Origin of the sequence: Rhizobium sp. Root491 (assembly GCF_001427205.1) — a bacterium.
In the GTDB taxonomy this organism is placed as follows: domain Bacteria; phylum Pseudomonadota; class Alphaproteobacteria; order Rhizobiales; family Rhizobiaceae; genus Agrobacterium; species Agrobacterium tumefaciens.
Genome location: NZ_LMFF01000001.1, coordinates 84704 through 101384, shown reverse-complemented (window position 1 = coordinate 101384; position 16681 = coordinate 84704). Strand labels below are relative to the sequence as shown.

Below are 16681 nucleotides of genomic sequence, written 5' to 3'. Positions count from 1 at the left end.
GTCGCTCCCTGAAACTTGATGGACGTGGCCGTATTATGGCCATCGTCAATGCGACGCCCGATTCCTTTTCGGATGGCGGCCGTTATCTTGCCGTTGATGCGGCTTTTTCCCATGCCCTGACCTGTGTCGAGGAGGGGGCGGATATCATCGATGTCGGCGGCGAATCCACCCGCCCGGGCGCGGCCGAGGTGACCGAGGGTGAGGAACAGGATCGCGTGCTGCCGGTTATCGAACGGCTCCGTCGCGAGACGGATGTCCTGATTTCCGTCGACACCTACCGCGCGTCCACGGCAAGGCTGGCGATCGAGGCGGGCGCCCATATCGTCAACGATGTTTTCGGCCTGCAGAAGGACGGGAACATGGCGGGTGTGGTTGCCGCCGCGCGCGCGGGCGTCTGCATCATGCATACCGGGCGCGACAGGCAGAAGCGCGCCGATGTTATCGAGGATCAGTTCGAATTCCTCAATCGTTCGCTTGAGATGGCGGAAGCTGCGGGAATCGCCCGCGACGCCATCGTGCTCGATCCCGGTTTCGGTTTTGCCAAGGACGAGCGTGAAAATGTCGAGTTGATGGCGCGCTTTGGCGAACTTGCCGCGTTTGACCTGCCTGTTCTGGCCGGGACGTCGCGCAAGCGGTTCATCGGGTCGCTGACGGGCAGGGATGCGGCCCACGAACGCGATATCGGAACAGCAGCGACGACAGTGATCCTCAGGCTGGCGGGTGCCGCGATTTTTCGCGTGCACAATGTCGCCGTAACACGCGACGCGCTGGCAATTGCCGACGCGGTTCTTGCCAAAGCGTCGGCAAGGCCCGATGCATAGATCAATAGATGCCGGAGTGCCGCATGCCTTAAAAGAGGCCGGCTATTCCGGTATAACCCCGCCATGGAGGCGATGCGATGAGCCGCTACACCATTATTCTGAAAAACTGTTCCTTTTTCGCCCGTCATGGCCTTCTCGAGCAGGAGGAGGTGCTGGGCCAGCGCTTTTTCGTCGATGCCGAGATGGAGGTTGAAGCGGGTAACGCGCTCGAGACCGACGATATCGAAAATACCGTCGATTATGGCGTCGCCTTCGCCGTTATCGAAAAGATCGTCGTCGGCCAGCGCCGTTACCTGATCGAGGCCCTCGCGAACGATATCGCCAAGGCCCTGCGCGCGCGTTATCCGCAGATTGTCTGGCTGCGTATCACGGTTCGCAAGCCCTCTGCGCCGGTTCCCGGCATTCTCGACTATGCGCAGGTGAGTGTTGAACACCGTGCCTGACAGGATAACAGTTGCCGCACTAGGCCTTGGCGGGAATATCGGTGACCCTGCGGCTGCAATGGCCAGAGCCTTGCGCGAACTGGATGCGCACGACGATTGCCGGGTGCTGTCTGTCTCCGGGCTTTATCGCACGCCGCCCTGGGGTAAGACGGACCAGGCGGATTTTTTCAATTGCTGTGCGCTGGTGGAAACCTCGCTTTCAGCACCCGCGCTGCTGCAATTGTGCCTCGATATCGAAAAGGGCATGAAACGGGTCAGAACGGAGCGCTGGGGGCCACGCACCATCGATATCGACGTGCTGACCTATGGTAATGATGTTGTCGTTACGGAAAGCATTGAAGTGCCGCATCCGCGCATGACGGAGCGTGCCTTCGTGCTGATGCCGCTAGCCGATATCGCACCCGATCTCGAAGTCCGGGGCAAGCCCGTGCGGGAATGGCTGCGGCAGGCGGATACCACCGGCATCATCAGCGCAAACGAAAAACGGGAGTGGTGGACACTCCCGCTTGGCGATGGCTGAAAAGGTCGCGGGTTTTACGGCTTGATCGAACCGACGGCGATCTGGTCGATGTCGCGCGCGAGTGTGACGCCGATAACCGGGATCATCTGGTCGGCGACCTTGACGGAAATGGTGATGTTCATCGAATTGTCGTTCGAGACGCGGGCGACCATGGCACCGTTGAGCTTGGCGCGATTGATGCCCACAACGACCTTGTCACCGCTGACCTGCCCGGAAATGATGTCCAGTCCCTTGCCTTCGGCGCCGTCGAGGAACTTGCCCTCGTAAGAGCCGCCCTTTTGGCTGATGACCGCGGACATGGGCTGGCTGAAGACGCCGACGCGGCAGGTGCCGGCGAGCTTGATGCCCGTCTGCTTGTCGTCGAGCGGCTCGCCCGTCAGGTCGCAGGTAAACTTGGTGCCCTTGTACTTGCCGGCGACGATTTCGCCCGGACCTTTCCAGCTTCCGGCAACGGAACGGAAAAACACGTCGTCGCGATCGCGCGATGCGGCATGGACGTCAGACAGGCCGAAGCTGCCGCTGACGGACAATATGGCGGCAAGTCCGCCCACAAGCGAAAAGAAGCGCGAATACATGATACTTTCCCCGGCGAAGAAGCCTGTTCGATAAGCGGCAATCTACCGGCGGAATGGTTAATGTTTGGTTTATTTCGGCTTTATTTACAGCTTCGTCCGTAACCTTTTGAGCCGTACAAGTCCGGCTGATCAGGCTTTTTGACCGGTTTTTCCGCCACCAAGATCGGGCGTGAGGTCAGACATGAAATCACCTATGCCGGGTCGCTTTACCGCCTTGAAGGGTAGCGGGCGGCAGAGATCCATCGCCGCAATGCCGATTCGTGCCGTCATCAGACCGTTTATGACACCTTCACCCAGGCGTGCGGAGAGTTTTGAGGCAAGCCCGTGACCGAGAACCTGCTGGGCAAGCCCATCACCGACGGCGATCGAACCTGTGACCGCGAGATGGGCGACGACGTCACGCAAAAGCCTGAGCATGCCGAGCGTGCCCGGCCGGCCGCCGTAAAGTTCCGCCATGGCGCGCACCAGCCTTGTGACCTCGAACAGCACATAGGCGAGATCGACCACGGCGCGTGGGCTGACGGCGGTAACGACGGAGACGCGTTTGGAGGAGTTGAGGATCAGCGCGCGGGCCTGCCGGTCGAGCGGCACCAGCAATTCGCGTTCGGCAAGCTCAATCAGATGCGGCCCGTCGATCACGTCGTTTTCGGTGTCCTTGAGTGCGGCGCGCCCCTTGGCCGTTTCGGCGCGGTGGGAGAGAACTGCATTGAGGCGGGTAACGATGGCGCGGGCGGGTTTCGGGCTCTTGTCGAGGCTGGCCGTCTCCGCATCGGCTTTCAGCGATTGGACGGCGTTCAGCCGCATGATGCCGAATACTTCTCGTCCGACCAGAACGAGGACGGCAAAAAGCGCAACAAGGAGCGCAATGCTCGCCGTGTAACCCAGCCAGTCGGAGCGGGAAAAGAGATTGCGGATAAGCTGATCCGCCCAGAGCCCGAAGGCCAGCGAGAACAGCACGCCGAGTGCACCAAGCGCGAGCTTGCCGAAGGAGAAGCGGCTTTTCTTCGGCACGGCCACCGGCAATGCGGCGGCATCCGTCTCTTCAGGTGCTAAAAATGGATCATCCTCATCGGGCGTCAGGGAAATCTCGGTGTCGAAGCTGCGCGGTGCGCGTTTTTGCGCGACGGTTGGCCGTGCCGTTTCTTCGGTTTCGAGCGTGAAAGCCGCCGGGCGGCGTGCCTGCGGATCGTTTGGTGTGGGAGCCTTCATGCGAGCTTGTCTCCAAACAGGAACTGCATGGCGCGGTCGAGCCTTATGTGGGGAACGGAAAGCCGGATGCCGCCGCTGCCCGGTTCATCGATATTGGGGGGGCGGAAACGCACGACATTGACGTCCGGCAACGTCGCCTTGTCGCCATCCCTGTCGATGCTGCGGAAAAGCGGCTCCGGATCTTCGGGCAGGTCGCCGGGAAAGATCGCCGTCTTACGGTTGCCGTCAAATATCTCGCCGTTGATGGTTTCACCCGCCATCGGCGTGCCGACGATGACCGGAAGCTCGTGACCGTCCTGTCTCACGCTTGCTTCCCGCGTAGCGCGCACGGAAGCCAGCGCCATGACCTCGATGCCGGCACCATTCATGCCGATGGTGGTGATGGCGCGGTCCACCAGACGGCGGGTTAGCCGTTCCAGCCGGTCGTGGCTTTCATGATGCAGGTGGTCGGCCTTGGTAGCGGCAATCAAAACCTTGTCGATGCGCCGGCCCAGCAGCGATGACAAAAGACTGTTGGTGCCAGGGCGGAAACAGGCGAGAACATCGCCCAGCGCCCGTTCCAGATCCTGCACCGCCTCGGGGCCGCGATTGACCGCCTGCAGTGTATCGATCAGCACGATCTGCCGGTCGAGGCGGGCGAAATGTTCGCGGAAGAAGGGTTTCACCACGATTGCCTTGTAGGCGTCGTAGCGCCGCTCCATCATGGCGCGCAGCGACCCCTTTGGTGCCTTGTCGTCTGTCAGCCCCGGCAGGGGCGCAAAGGTCAGCGCCGGTGATCCTTCCAGATCCCCCGGCATCAGCAGACGGCCCGGCGGCAAGGTGGAGAGCGACCGCTCGTCGGATTTGCAGGCCTTCAGATAGGCGGCGAAGCTTTCCGCGAGGCGTCGCGCCGTCATCTCGTCGGCGGGCGCATTGATGTCGAGCCAGGAGGCTATTGCCAACCATTCCTGCGCGAGTTCGGCCCGGATGCCATTTTGCGCCAGCGCGACGGTGCTGTCGCTGAAGCTCTTGTAGTCCTGCGAAAGCAGCGGCAGGTCGAGCAGCCATTCGCCGGGATAATCGACGATATCGATGGAGAGCTTGCCTGCGGAAAACCAACGGCCCCAACCGCTGGCGCTCTGGTAGTCGAGCGTGATCCGCAGTTCAGAGATTGCCCGTGTCGAATCCGGCCAGAGCCTGTCGCGTACCAGAGCCTGAATATGGTCCTCATACTGAAACCGGGGAATGGCGTCGTCCGGTTGCGGCTCCAGACGCACATTCGAGACGCGCCCAGAACGCATGGCCTCAAACAGCGGCAGACGACCGCCATTCAGAAGATTGTGGACGAGCGAGGAGATGAAAACTGTCTTGCCCGCCCGCGAAAGACCGGTGACGCCAAGCCGCAATGTCGGATGTGTAAGGGTGCTCGCACGGTCGGCCAGATTGTCGAATGCGATGAGCGCACTGTCTGTCAGGGACGTAAGAGAAGGCGGCAATGGCAGTTTCCCAGCTATTTTTCACGGTCACAGCTGCAATATAGGAAGGGGCGGTTGCCCAAAAAAGAAGCGCGCCAATGGATTTTCAACGGGTCCGGCTTCGGCAACGCATTGGTCGCACGCTGCTGCTGCTATTTTCCGGGCGACAGAAAATCGACCAGCCGCCAGCGATTTTTACCATTCCCGGCACTGTCGTCGTGATCGAGAACCGCAAGACCGGATGTCGGAAAACCGGAGGGCAGGGCGGCATGCAGCAGGTCCTCGCCAATCATCGCCTCCAGCGTCGCCTCCATTGTGGGGTTGTGCCCGACCAGCATCACGGACTGTGCGTCCGTTTGCGCGGCGATGAGAGAAAGATAGGTTTCGCTGCGCGCATTGTACATTTCGTCGATATAGACGATGTCGATGCCCTCGTTGAAGGCCCGCTGCCAGGCCTGCGTGGTCTGCCGGCAGCGCGTGGCCGTGGAGGACAAGAGCACGTCCGGGCGGTAGCGCCGGTCGGCGGCGAGGTCGGCGATGATCTCCGCCTCGGCAAAACCGGCCTCGTTCAATCCCCGGTCGAAATCGCGTTCTCCCGGTGCCGCCCAGGCGGCCTTGGCGTGGCGCAAAAGATACACTCGGCTCGGAGAAGATGCTGTCAAGGGCGGGGACCGACGTTCGAATGGGAGGCAATGGAGGAATGCTACAGGATAGGGTTGCATGACCGCAAGTCCTCTTTCCTGTTGGTAAGTCGCGTTTAAGTGATTTAAGAAGAGATCGCTTGAATACGAATAAAGGATAAAAATTAGTCATTTAGATGATTTTTGTGTCAGTTTTAAAAATGCCTGAAAACTGATCTGTAGACTTGAATCAGCCTATATCATTGGAGTATACACCGCCGCATTGAGATGTTCTTCGAGGAGAATCGCGTTGAGTGAGAAGATCGATCTTAGCAAATATGTGCTCTCGGAAGACGACGAGTTCATGAATGCAAACCAGCGTGCCTACTTCCGCGCGAAGCTGGTCGCCTGGAGAAACGACATCCTGAGAGAAGCGCGCGAGACCCTCGGACATCTCGCCGAAGAAAGCGCCAACCATCCCGACCTAGCCGATCGGGCATCTTCGGAAACTGACCGGGCGATCGAACTTCGCGCCCGTGACCGCCAGCGCAAGTTGATCTCCAAGATCGACTCTGCCCTTCAGCGGATTGATGACGGCACTTACGGTTACTGTGAAGAAACGGGTGAGCCTATTGGCCTCAAGCGCCTCGACGCACGACCGATAGCGACCCTGTCCATCGAGGCGCAGGAACGTCACGAGCGTCGTGAAAAAGTCTACCGCGACGAATAAAGCCAGCGTTGTTCCGGGCGCTTCGGCGAGTCGGCCAGCGAACAGAACCAAAAATGACAAAGGGCACGGATTCGTTTCCGCGCCCTTTTTTTGTTTTGAATGTCTGTCTGCCGACAGATGTGAACCTGTCAGCGGTCGCGGGTAACGGAAAGTTCGCCGAAAATACGCGCCATTTCCTTCTGCATGTCGCCATCCGGCGTTGCACCGGTAACAGGCGGCGAGACGGGTTCGGTTTTTGGCTTTTCCGCAGCAGCGGCGACTGCCTGTTCGCTATCCGCATCCTTGCTCTTGGCGATCTCCGCCTCAAGAAAGCTTTCGAAATCGCTGGCAAGGTCATCGGAAAATTTCGGCTCGGCGTTAGCGGAGACGACGGGCGGATTTTCGGGCTTTGGCGCAAAGGGCGCAGGCGCATCTTGCCCCGGTTTCAGGCCGGGTAGAACGCGCTCGCGCGCGGCATCCAGAAAATCTGCGGCATTCGTTTGGTCGATGATCGGTTCGCGCGCGGCAAAAACCGGCGGGGCAACGACCGTCGGCCGTTCTTCAGGAACCGTTGCCTGGACAGGCGGTGCGGGCGGCGCCGAGGGTAGAGGGGCCGGCGCGAAGGGATCAGGGCGGCGCTGTTCCGGTCGCTCGGCGGGCATGTCGAGCGATGCGGCGGCGAGAGGCAGAACAGCGGCGGCCGGTGCCGCAATGACCGATGCCGGTGGTGGCGCAGGACGGGTAGCATCCCTTTCCGGGGCGGCAGGTCTTATCGGTGCAACGGGCTCGCGTGCCGTCGTGGGCGTGGATACGGGTTGCGGCGGCGTAGACGGACGTGGTGGCAGAGATGCGGCCGGTGCAGGGGTGGGTGCTGGACGAGCAGCCGGGGCGGGCGGTTCCGGCCGCTGCGGCTGCTTTACGGGTTCTTCCGGCAAGGAGGCTGGAGATGCCGCTGCGATTGGCTGCTGTGGCAAAGCTGGGCGGCTTTCGCGAGGGGTCGGCGGTTCAGCCCTTTTAGGTTCGCTGTCCTGACGCGGCAGCGCCTTGAGTTCCGCTTCCTGCGGTTCGCGCACTTCCCTGACGATTGGGATCGCGCCGATACCACTCTCGATGACGATATCGGTTGGACCGCCGATCATGACAAGATGCTCGACATTGTCGCGGCGCACCAGCACCAGACGGCGCCGGGCGTCCACCGCCGTCGCATCGAGAACCTGCAAGCGCGGCTGCCGGTTGCGACCGCCACGGATAAACGGGGCCGCCCCGCCGCGCCTGCGCAGTATCCAGAGAACAATTGCCAGAACAAGCAGGGCGAGACCGACACCGACGACGGCGACGATGAGATTGTTTCCATAGGTGCCGATAAAATCTTCCATCATGGAGATCATCCCTTCAGATTTTTTCGTGCAATTAATATTGCCGTGGTTCTTATAATGTGAACGTTAAGCAGGAAAAGACGATTTTTTTTAGCGTGATACAAGGTTTATTCATTTCGTCCCCAGGATCGCTTCATAGGATCGTCTCATCAGCCGGCCGGACGCCACCGAAGCGTCATATCTTCCCCTTCAATGCCGGGGAGCAATGAAGGTTGCAATTCTCTCTTCGAAGGAGCAATTGTAAATGCTTGCGAAATTGCTCGTTGACGGGTTTCAGGTAAGAGTTTTCATTTTTGTTGTTTTATTTGGATTGCCGGGATCTGTTTTTCCCGCTCAGGCCGCGACGGCGGATGACAAGGCGTCCGAAAATCCTGCGAACATGATCGAGTTCGTAAGAGACAATCCATCCTGTATCGATTTCACCGATGGATGCTCGGTTTGCACGGTTGCGGATGGCAATATCGTCTGCTCCGCGCCGCGCATTCAATGCCAGGTTAAAGCGCTGACCTGCAGCCGCAAAATAGGCTTCTGAGGCATTTGCGCCTCTTTAGGGCCGTTTCTCTGTGCGATTTTAAGCCTTTGTGGTGCAGCGGAGCTTTTTGACGGTCAAGCGAGTTGCTACAAGAAATTCTACTGCCCGATTCCGTTGAGGAAATAGGGCTGACCGAATGACGACCTGCAGGACTGCGAGGCCAAGATGACACGGGTGCGCGAGACAAGCGACAACGACCTTCCGCTGGTGGACAGGCGTGCCCGTTCCGGCACGGTTCTGCGGATTCTGCTGCTGGCGCTGGTGCTCATCGCCGCCGCCGCTGCTTTCGTCTATTTCAAGGATTCGCTGGAAAACGAAATCGTGCTCGGCATTCTCGGCGTGCTGGCGATGATGGGTATCTTTTTTCTGGTGTCGTCGATCATCGGTTTCATCGAGGTCATGCCGCAGTCGCAATCGGACGGGCTGGCCCGCCGTTTCCTGTCGGCGCACCCGGACGGCACGCTGATCACCGATGCCAAGGGGCATATGGTCTACGCCAACGCCACCTATTGCAGGATGAGCGGCACCACGAAGGCGAGCGATATCCAGAGCCTGGAGACGCTGCTCTCGCGCAGCCGGGAATCGACCGAGGCGCTCTATCGCCTCATCAATGTTTTGCGGGAGGGGCGTGACGGTTACGAGGAGTTCCGTCTGCTCAAGCCGCTCGGGGAGGCCACTTCCGGCGGGCCGCACTGGTACCGGCTGAAAGGTCGGGTGCTGAAGGATGCGGGCGGCGAGGCGCTGCACGTCTTCCAGATCGCCGACATCACGCCTGAGCGGGAAGATCAGGAACGCTTCTTCCGCGAATTGCAGAACGCCATCGATTATCTCGACCACGCGCCGGCCGGTTTCTTTTCCGCAGGTCGCAAGGGTGAGATCGTTTATCTGAACGCCACCCTGTCCGAATGGCTCGGCATCGATCTCGCGCAATTTTCGCCCGGTTCGATGACTGTGTCGGACATCGTCGCCGGCGAGGGTATGGCGCTGATCGAATCCGTCCATCCGCAGGGTTCAGCCAAGCGCACCGAGATTCTCGATCTCGACATGCGCCGGGTCAACGGCCAGAGCATGCCGGCCCGCCTCGTGCATCAGGTTACCTCGAAGGACGGCGCGCCCGGCGAAAGCCGGACAATTGTTCTGATGCGTCCGAAAGGGCAGGAGGATACGGAATCCTCGTCCGCCATGCGCTTCACGCGTTTCTTCAACAATACGCCGATGGCGATTGCCTCGCTCGACGGCGAAGGCCGCATTCTTCGTATCAACGCGCCATTCCTCAAGCTGTTCTCCGGCGTCGTCGGGCGTGACGATATCGATCGCGGCGTTGCCCTCGAGGCCATCATCCACGACAATGAGAAACCCAGGCTTGAGCAGGCGCTGGCCGAGGCGAAGGACCGGCAGGGCGATATCGCCCCGTTCGATTCCCGCCATCCGAGCGACGAGGGCCGCCATTTCCGTTTCTACGTCAATGCCGTCATCGATCAGGACGACGAGGCGCCCGAAGAGGTGGCAATCGTTTATGCGATCGAGGTGACGGAGCAGAAGGCGCTCGAAACCCAGATGGCGCAGACACAGAAGATGAACGCCGTCGGCACGCTGGCAGGCGGCATCGCCCACGATTTCAACAATGTGCTGACTGCGATCCTGTTGTCATCAGACCATCTGCTGTTGCAGGCCCGGCCCGCAGACCCGAGCTTCGCCGACCTGATGGAGATCAAGCGCAACGCCAACCGCGCGGCGGTGCTTGTGCGACAGCTTCTCGCTTTCTCGCGCAAACAGACGATGCGCCCGGCGATCCTCAACCTGACCGACGTTATCGGCGACCTGCGCATGCTGGTGGACCGGTTGATTTCCGGCACCAATGTCAAGTTGGAAGTGGATTACGGCCGCGATCTCTGGCCGGTGAAGACCGACCTGTCGCAATTTGAGCAGGTGCTGATCAATCTTTGCGTCAACGCGCGCGATGCCATGCCCGATGGCGGCAAGATCACCATCCGCACGCGCAATGTGGATGCGGATGAAGCCGCAGCGCTCGGTCGGCCGGAAGTCCCGGCGGAAGACATGGTCATGGTGGAGGTCGCCGATAACGGAACCGGCATTCCGCCGGAGATCATGGACAAAATCTTCGAGCCGTTCTTCACCACCAAGGATGTCGGCAAGGGCACCGGTCTCGGCCTGTCGATGGTCTATGGCATCGTGAAGCAGTCCGGCGGTTACATCTATCCCGAATCGGAAGTGGGCAAAGGCACTGCGTTCCGCATCTATTTGCCGCGCCACGTGGTGGAAGTGGTGCACGTTCCGGGCCAGCAGCCCGGTGAAGCTGCACTTGCCCCTGTGGCTCTGCCCGAACCGGTGAAGGAAGAGCCGCTGGATCTGACCGGTAACTCCGCCGTCGTGCTTCTGGTGGAGGACGAGGAGGCAGTACGGCGCGGCGGCAAGCGCATGCTGGAAACCCGTGGTTACACCGTTCATGAGGCGGGTTCGGGTGTCGAGGCGCTGGAGGTGATGGAAGAGCTGGAAGGCAAGGTCGATATCGTCGTGTCCGACGTCGTCATGCCGGAGATGGACGGTCCTTCACTCCTGAGGGAATTGCGCAAATCCTATCCCGACCTGAAATTCATCTTCGTTTCTGGTTATGCCGAGGACGCGTTTGCTAAAAACCTTCCGGCGGATGCCAAGTTCGGCTTCCTGCCAAAACCCTTCTCGCTGAAACAGCTGGCGATCGCCGTTCGCGAAATGCTCGACAACAAGGAATGACGGCGGATGGCGCGGGCGTGAGATTAGGTCCGCTGTTGCTCGCGATTCCCTTGCAGGCGCTTGGCGTCAAGGCTGAAACCACGTCAGGAAAGGCGGATAGCACCGCGCTTTCCAGCAGTGCTATGGCAAGCCCCCTGTTTTTCCCAAGGTTTGCCTCTTCGCAAACGCAATAGTGATTGCACCGTTTCACAGGGGGCTTAAAATCCGATCTTAACGACCTAGATATGTAGAGGCGAAGTTCTCCCTCCTGGTGATGACTGCCGGTTTGAGAACGGTTTGGAGAATGATGAAAGATGATCGCTGAGCCGATCTACATGCAGGGCGAGGGCGACGGGGAAGACGGCGGTACGAACCGCGGAACGTCCGTTATAACCCGCGTCAAGCCAAAGACGAAAAGACCGAATTTGTACCGTGTTCTTTTACTGAATGACGATTACACTCCAATGGAGTTCGTCATTCATATTCTGGAGCGTTTTTTCCAGAAGGATCGCGAAGCGGCTACCCGCATCATGCTGCACGTGCACCAGCACGGCGTAGGAGAATGTGGGGTGTTTACATATGAGGTCGCAGAGACGAAAGTAAGCCAGGTCATGGATTTCGCCCGACAGCACCAGCATCCGCTGCAATGCGTCATGGAAAAGAAATGAGGATCGCAACGTGCCAACTTTTTCCCCAAGTCTCGAGAAGGCGCTGCACCAGGCACTGACCTTTGCAAATGAGCGTCACCATGAATATGCGACGCTGGAACATCTCCTTCTGGCGCTGATCGACGACGCGGATGCCGCTGCCGTGATGGGCGCCTGTAATGTCGATCTCGATGCGCTGCGCAAGACTGTCAGCGATTATGTCGACAACGAACTGACCAACCTAGTGACCGGTTATGACGAGGATTCCAAGCCCACATCTGGCTTCCAGCGGGTTATCCAGCGGGCTGTCATTCATGTTCAGTCGTCCGGCCGCGAGGAAGTGACAGGAGCAAACGTGCTTGTGGCCATTTTCGCCGAGCGCGAAAGCCACGCTGCCTATTTCCTGCAGGAGCAGGAAATGACCCGTTACGATGCGGTCAATTATATCTCCCACGGCATCGGCAAGCGTCCGGGCACATCGCAGACCCGCGCTCCGCGTGGCGCAGACGAGCCGGAGGCCGACCCCAAGGCTGCACGCAGCAATCCCGAGGAAGAAGGCTCATCCGCCAAGAAACAGCAGGATGCGCTGAAGGCCTATTGCGTCAACCTCAATGAAAAGGCGAAAAACGGCAAGATCGACCCGTTGATCGGCCGTCATGAGGAAGTCAACCGCACCATCCAGATCCTCTGCCGCCGCTCCAAGAACAACCCGCTGTATGTGGGCGATCCGGGCGTGGGCAAGACGGCGATCGCCGAAGGTTTGGCCAAGCGTATCGTTGAAGGCAAGGTGCCTGAAGCGCTGGCCAATGATACGATCTTCTCGCTCGACATGGGCACGCTTCTGGCCGGAACCCGCTATCGTGGTGATTTTGAGGAACGCCTGAAGCAGGTCGTCAAGGAGCTCGAGGAATATCCCGGCGCAGTCCTGTTTATCGACGAAATCCACACCGTCATCGGTGCGGGTGCGACGTCTGGCGGCGCAATGGATGCATCGAACCTGTTGAAGCCGGCGCTGTCGTCAGGCGCGATCCGCTGCATCGGTTCGACCACCTACAAGGAATATCGCCAGTTCTTCGAAAAGGACCGCGCGCTGGTGCGTCGCTTCCAGAAGATCGACGTCAACGAGCCGTCGATCGATGATGCTATCGCGATCATGAAGGGCCTGAAGCCCTACTTCGAGGATTATCATCACCTCAGATATTCCAACGAAGCGATCAAGGCTGCTGTCGAATTGTCGGCCCGCTACATTTCCGACCGCAAGCTGCCGGACAAGGCGATCGACGTAATCGACGAGACCGGTGCGGCGCAGATGTTGCTTCCGGCGTCCAAGCGCCGCAAGCTGATCACGGAACGGGAAATCGAAGCAACCATCGCGACGATGGCCCGCATTCCGCCGAAGACCGTTTCCAAGGATGACGAGATGGTTCTCGCCAACCTCGAAAAGGAACTGCGCTCGGTCGTTTATGGTCAGGACATCGCCATCGAGGCGCTGGCCACCGCCATCAAGCTGGCACGTGCCGGTCTGCGCGAACCGAACAAGCCGATCGGCTCATATGTCTTCTCCGGCCCGACCGGCGTGGGCAAGACCGAAGTGGCCAAGCAGCTCGCCGCCTCGCTCGGTGTCGAGATGCTGCGGTTCGACATGTCGGAATATATGGAGCGCCATACCGTTTCGCGTCTGCTCGGTGCACCTCCCGGTTATGTCGGCTTCGATCAGGGCGGTCTCTTGACCGATGGCGTCGATCAGCATCCGCATTCCGTGGTGTTGCTGGACGAGATCGAGAAGGCCCATCCGGACATCTACAACATCCTGTTGCAGGTGATGGACCATGGCTCGCTGACCGACCATAACGGCAAGAAGATCGACTTCCGCAACGTCATCCTCATCATGACGACCAATGCGGGCGCTTCCGAAATGGCGAAATCGGCCATCGGTTTCGGTTCTTCGCGACGCACGGGTGAGGATGAAGAGGCGATCAATCGCCTGTTCACACCGGAATTCCGCAACCGTCTGGATGCGATCATTCCGTTCTCGCCGCTGCCGACTGCCGTTATCCACAAGGTGGTACAGAAGTTCGTCATGCAGCTCGAGACGCAGCTCTCCGAGCGGAATGTCACCTTCGATCTGCACGAAGACGCGATCTCCTGGCTGGCGGAAAAGGGTTACGACGAAAAGATGGGCGCTCGCCCGCTGTCGCGCGTGATCCAGGAACACATCAAGAAGCCGCTCGCCAACGAAATCCTCTTTGGCAAGCTCAAGAAGGGCGGTGTCGTCAGCGTCACCGTCGGCAAGAAGGACGATGGTTCCGACGGCCTCAAGCTCGAGGTTCTGCCGGAAACAGCGCCGGTAAAGCCGAAGCCGGAAGCAGAGCTCAATGCTGCCAAGTCTCCGGGCAAGGCGTCTAAGGCCAAGGCGAAGCCCGCCTCGAAGGCAGCGATTGCCAATGAGGAAGCGGATGTTCTGGTTGCCGAGGCGAGCAAGCCCGACGAGGATAGCAAGCCGCGCCGCAAGGCGAATACGGTGCCGAAGGTGCCGAAGAAGAAATGATAACGGTCTTCCGACCGACAAACGGTGCCGGGCGAAAGCCCGGCATTTTCATGCCTGAAGCGCGTCGCATTTTACCGGATTCGTGAAGCGCGCTTTATTTTTCTCATCATTCCGAAACCGCTGCGCACTTTCGGACGACATGCATTAGTGGACCAGCAATGCAATCAGCAGACAGCGATACCATCCCCCTGCGCGGCTGGTTTTTCAGGGGAATGCGGGGCATATTCTCGCTGCCCTCGCTTATTCTCATGACATCCTTCGTCGGTTTCAGCGCCTTCGCGCTGGAATCGGGCGTTCAACGTGGGGAAGCGGTGTTTATGACGCTGGTTATCTGGGCTTTGCCGGCCAAGATGATCCTGATCGGCTCGATGGTCGGCGGCGCCAATCTTGCCGCGTGTTTTCTGGCGGTGACGCTGTCATCGGTGCGAATGATGCCCATGGTTGCCTCCATCGTTCCGGAGATGCGTGGCGCAAAAACGCCGACATGGATTTTGTTGTTCCTCTCCCACTTCGTGGCGATCACCGCCTGGGTCTTCGCCACGCAAAATCTTTCCAAGATACCGCGCGAAGCACGGGCTGCGTGGTTTGCCGGTTTCGGCATTACCCTTACCGTCGTCAACGCTATCATTGTCGGCCTTTGTTACGGCGTCGTCGCGGCTTTTCCACCGCTTGTCGCAGGCGTGCTGTTTTTTCTGACGCCTGTCTATTTCATAGCGTCGATCTGGGCGACCGCCCGCCATTCCGTCGTCAAGGTCGCCTTCATCATCGGTGTGATCGCGGGGCCGGTCTTTGCGTTAATCGCGCCGGAATTCGACATTCTCTATGCCGGGATCGGTGGCGGCACGGTGGCTTATCTGATCGACCGTTTCGTCTTTCGTCGAAAGATCGTTCCCGTCTCACCGGAGAGCGAACCATGATGACCGAACAGTGGTGGGCGCCCTATCTCTTCATCGCCATTGCTGGCTGGCTGGCGACCGATCTCTGGCGCTGGCTCGGCGTGCTCGCCGGCAACCGGCTGAAGGAGGATTCCGAGGCGCTATACTGGGTGAGGGCAGTCGCCACCGCGCTCGTGATGGCCGTCACCGCCAAGCTGATCGTCTTTCCAACCGGAACGCTTGAAGCTTCACCGCTATGGCTACGCATCGGCGCGGCAGCACTCGGTTTCACAGCGTTCCTGGCCGCCGGCCAGCGTGTCATTGTCGGCGTGGCTGTGCCCATCGCACTTTTGGCAGCCGGGTTGTTTGTGCTCGGTTTTTAGTACTCTTCTTATCCGAATATTAAGGCCAATGACCTAGATTTCCGCTGAAGGCGTCTGGGGTAAATTCTATGAAGTTATTTATAGCAGAACGTTTTGTACTGAATGTAATTTTTATATTATTTATTGTCGATGTTGCATTGATTATGACGAAGGGCATTGAGGTTGACTATACCGGATATTCTCTGTGCCTGGTGGCGGGTACCGGGGTTTTTCTTCTTGGCCAGTTCTACCGGATAAGCGAGCGTGATCTTCGCATAGCGGCTGCACTTGTTTCCGCTGGGCTGTTCATCCTTTTTTCGCTGGCGGGCTCTGTGTTTAACTACATGTTCCTGCCGGTTCAGTTTCCGGCGATCGATCCCCTGTTGTTGAGCGTGGATGCCGCGCTCGGCTATAACTGGCGGGATGTTGTCATCTGGGCTGCTACCCAACCGTGGATCGGCAAAACCTTGTTTTTTGTCTATGCGACGTCGCTGCCGCAACTGCTGTTGATCGTCATCATGCTGGGTTTTACCGGCAAGGATCGGATGCTGCACCATTTTCTGGTAACGGGTGTGCTTGGCGCTCTCGCCAGCATCGTTTTTTGGATATTTTTTCCAACTTACGGCGCTAAAGCCTATCTGGATCTGCCGCAATGGGTCACCGAGACAATTCCAATGGCGGTCGATCCTGCCTATGGACAGGAACTGATGCGATTGGGGCAGGAAGGCGTAAGCTATCTCACCCCTAAAAACGTGTTGGGATTGATCGGTTTCCCGTCGTTTCACATCTTCATGGCGGCGATGTCCGTCTGGTTCGTTCCGCGTCACTGGCTGGTGATGGCGGTGATTTTGCCGCTAAATCTTTTGATGCTGCCTGCCGTTCTCGTTCAGGGCGGACATCATCTCTCGGATATTTTTGGCGGCCTCTTCGCTTTTGTTATCGTTTGCGCAGCCTCGAGCCGTCTGCTCAACTGGCTGTCGGCAAAGGAACGGGCCGGCAAGGCGGCAGCAGTTCCTGCCCAAGTCTTCGCGGCGGAATAATCGCCCCGGTTTTCGTACTCGCGCGCCTCCGCAACAAGCCGTTCCGACAGAAGCCGGGGCGATGTGGTCATCTCGTGGAGGCATCGCTACTGTGGCTGCACATCGGAGCGGCGACATTCGGTTTCATCGCATTCCTGGCGACCGGCAATCGCTTTATCGCCGGCGTGGCCGCGCCGATCTGGCTCTCGGCCGGTGGGTTGTTTATAATACTTTCCTT

General features: G+C 59.1%; 16 protein-coding genes. 11 read left to right on the top strand and 5 right to left on the bottom strand.

Annotated elements, in window-relative coordinates:
• The first annotated feature begins 35 nt into the window (after positions 1–35).
• From folP to folK, 3 genes are all read left to right on the top strand, one after another.
• Positions 36–821 (top strand): dihydropteroate synthase, encoded by a 786-nt coding sequence (folP, locus tag ASD46_RS00500; RefSeq protein WP_025593319.1) that lies wholly within the window; start codon positions 36–38, stop codon positions 819–821.
• A gap of 77 nt (positions 822–898) precedes the next feature.
• Positions 899–1264 (top strand): dihydroneopterin aldolase, encoded by a 366-nt coding sequence (gene folB / locus ASD46_RS00495; RefSeq protein WP_013636000.1) that lies wholly within the window; start codon positions 899–901, stop codon positions 1262–1264.
• Positions 1248–1784, top strand: a complete 537-nt coding sequence (gene folK, locus ASD46_RS00490) for a 2-amino-4-hydroxy-6-hydroxymethyldihydropteridine diphosphokinase (protein ID WP_025593320.1) — start codon at positions 1248–1250, stop codon at positions 1782–1784. Before folB ends, folK begins: the two co-directional genes overlap by 17 nt.
• 14 nt (positions 1785–1798) lie before the next feature.
• Here folK and ASD46_RS00485 read toward each other — a convergent pair whose 3' ends face one another.
• The 4 genes from ASD46_RS00485 to ASD46_RS00470 form a co-directional block, all read right to left on the bottom strand.
• Positions 1799–2359 carry a hypothetical protein gene (locus ASD46_RS00485; RefSeq protein WP_003512790.1) on the bottom strand — a complete coding sequence of 187 codons (561 nt, stop codon included), beginning with the start codon at positions 2357–2359 and terminating at the stop codon, positions 1799–1801.
• Positions 2360–2488: 129 nt separating this feature from the next.
• Entirely contained in the window at positions 2489–3568 is a 1080-nt protein-coding gene (locus ASD46_RS00480) for a YcjF family protein (protein ID WP_025593323.1), read from the bottom strand.
• Complete coding sequence (locus ASD46_RS00475; RefSeq protein WP_025593325.1) at positions 3565–5043, bottom strand: YcjX family protein; 1479 nt, start codon at positions 5041–5043, stop codon at positions 3565–3567. The genes ASD46_RS00480 and ASD46_RS00475 overlap by 4 nt, the downstream gene beginning before the upstream one ends.
• Before the next feature lie 131 nt (positions 5044–5174).
• Positions 5175–5684, bottom strand: a complete 510-nt coding sequence (locus tag ASD46_RS00470) for a SixA phosphatase family protein (protein WP_035198195.1) — start codon at positions 5682–5684, stop codon at positions 5175–5177.
• A 268-nt stretch (positions 5685–5952) separates the two neighbouring features.
• On the opposite strand from ASD46_RS00470, the gene dksA reads away from it, so the two are divergent.
• Positions 5953–6372, top strand: a complete 420-nt coding sequence (gene dksA, locus ASD46_RS00465; protein WP_003512796.1) for an RNA polymerase-binding protein DksA — start codon at positions 5953–5955, stop codon at positions 6370–6372.
• A gap of 128 nt (positions 6373–6500) precedes the next feature.
• Here dksA and ASD46_RS00460 read toward each other — a convergent pair whose 3' ends face one another.
• On the bottom strand, positions 6501–7739 hold the full coding sequence (locus tag ASD46_RS00460; RefSeq protein WP_060641776.1) for a flagellar biosynthetic protein FliO: 1239 nt from the start codon (positions 7737–7739) through the stop codon (positions 6501–6503).
• A gap of 232 nt (positions 7740–7971) precedes the next feature.
• On the opposite strand from ASD46_RS00460, the gene ASD46_RS00455 reads away from it, so the two are divergent.
• The 7 genes from ASD46_RS00455 (at position 7972) to ASD46_RS00425 (ending at position 16464) form a co-directional block, all read left to right on the top strand.
• Positions 7972–8259 carry a hypothetical protein gene (locus ASD46_RS00455; protein WP_013636007.1) on the top strand — a complete coding sequence of 96 codons (288 nt, stop codon included), beginning with the start codon at positions 7972–7974 and terminating at the stop codon, positions 8257–8259.
• Between the two features lie 165 nt (positions 8260–8424).
• Complete coding sequence (cckA, locus tag ASD46_RS00450; protein WP_003512808.1) at positions 8425–11013, top strand: cell cycle histidine kinase CckA; 2589 nt, start codon at positions 8425–8427, stop codon at positions 11011–11013.
• A gap of 293 nt (positions 11014–11306) precedes the next feature.
• On the top strand, positions 11307–11660 hold the full coding sequence (gene clpS, locus ASD46_RS00445; RefSeq protein WP_003512812.1) for an ATP-dependent Clp protease adapter ClpS: 354 nt from the start codon (positions 11307–11309) through the stop codon (positions 11658–11660).
• A gap of 10 nt (positions 11661–11670) precedes the next feature.
• Positions 11671–14187, top strand: coding sequence for an ATP-dependent Clp protease ATP-binding subunit ClpA (clpA, locus tag ASD46_RS00440; protein ID WP_003512815.1), 2517 nt, complete (start codon positions 11671–11673; stop codon positions 14185–14187).
• Positions 14188–14345: 158 nt separating this feature from the next.
• Positions 14346–15104 (top strand): AzlC family ABC transporter permease, encoded by a 759-nt coding sequence (locus ASD46_RS00435; RefSeq protein ID WP_003512817.1) that lies wholly within the window; start codon positions 14346–14348, stop codon positions 15102–15104.
• Positions 15101–15445: an AzlD domain-containing protein gene (locus ASD46_RS00430; protein WP_003512818.1), complete on the top strand. Its 345-nt coding sequence runs from the start codon at positions 15101–15103 to the stop codon at positions 15443–15445. The genes ASD46_RS00435 and ASD46_RS00430 overlap by 4 nt, the downstream gene beginning before the upstream one ends.
• A 68-nt stretch (positions 15446–15513) precedes the next feature.
• On the top strand, positions 15514–16464 hold the full coding sequence (locus tag ASD46_RS00425) for a phosphatase PAP2 family protein (protein ID WP_013636012.1): 951 nt from the start codon (positions 15514–15516) through the stop codon (positions 16462–16464).
• The last annotated feature ends 217 nt before the right edge of the window (positions 16465–16681 follow it).

Bases quoted from the DNA above. Each gene is read 5' to 3' on its own strand.
- folP (WP_025593319.1), top strand. From the start codon at position 36: ATGGCCATCGTCAATGCGACGCCCGATTCCTTTTCGGATGGCGGCCGT.
- folB (WP_013636000.1), top strand. From the start codon at position 899: ATGAGCCGCTACACCATTATTCTGAAAAACTGTTCCTTTTTCGCCCGT.
- ASD46_RS00485 (WP_003512790.1), bottom strand. From the start codon at position 2,359: ATGTATTCGCGCTTCTTTTCGCTTGTGGGCGGACTTGCCGCCATATTG.
- ASD46_RS00480 (WP_025593323.1), bottom strand. From the start codon at position 3,568: ATGAAGGCTCCCACACCAAACGATCCGCAGGCACGCCGCCCGGCGGCT.
- ASD46_RS00460 (WP_060641776.1), bottom strand. From the start codon at position 7,739: ATGATCTCCATGATGGAAGATTTTATCGGCACCTATGGAAACAATCTC.
- ASD46_RS00455 (WP_013636007.1), top strand. From the start codon at position 7,972: ATGCTTGCGAAATTGCTCGTTGACGGGTTTCAGGTAAGAGTTTTCATT.
- cckA (WP_003512808.1), top strand. From the start codon at position 8,425: ATGACACGGGTGCGCGAGACAAGCGACAACGACCTTCCGCTGGTGGAC.
- clpS (WP_003512812.1), top strand. From the start codon at position 11,307: ATGATCGCTGAGCCGATCTACATGCAGGGCGAGGGCGACGGGGAAGAC.
- ASD46_RS00435 (WP_003512817.1), top strand. From the start codon at position 14,346: ATGCAATCAGCAGACAGCGATACCATCCCCCTGCGCGGCTGGTTTTTC.
- ASD46_RS00430 (WP_003512818.1), top strand. From the start codon at position 15,101: ATGATGACCGAACAGTGGTGGGCGCCCTATCTCTTCATCGCCATTGCT.
- ASD46_RS00425 (WP_013636012.1), top strand. From the start codon at position 15,514: ATGAAGTTATTTATAGCAGAACGTTTTGTACTGAATGTAATTTTTATA.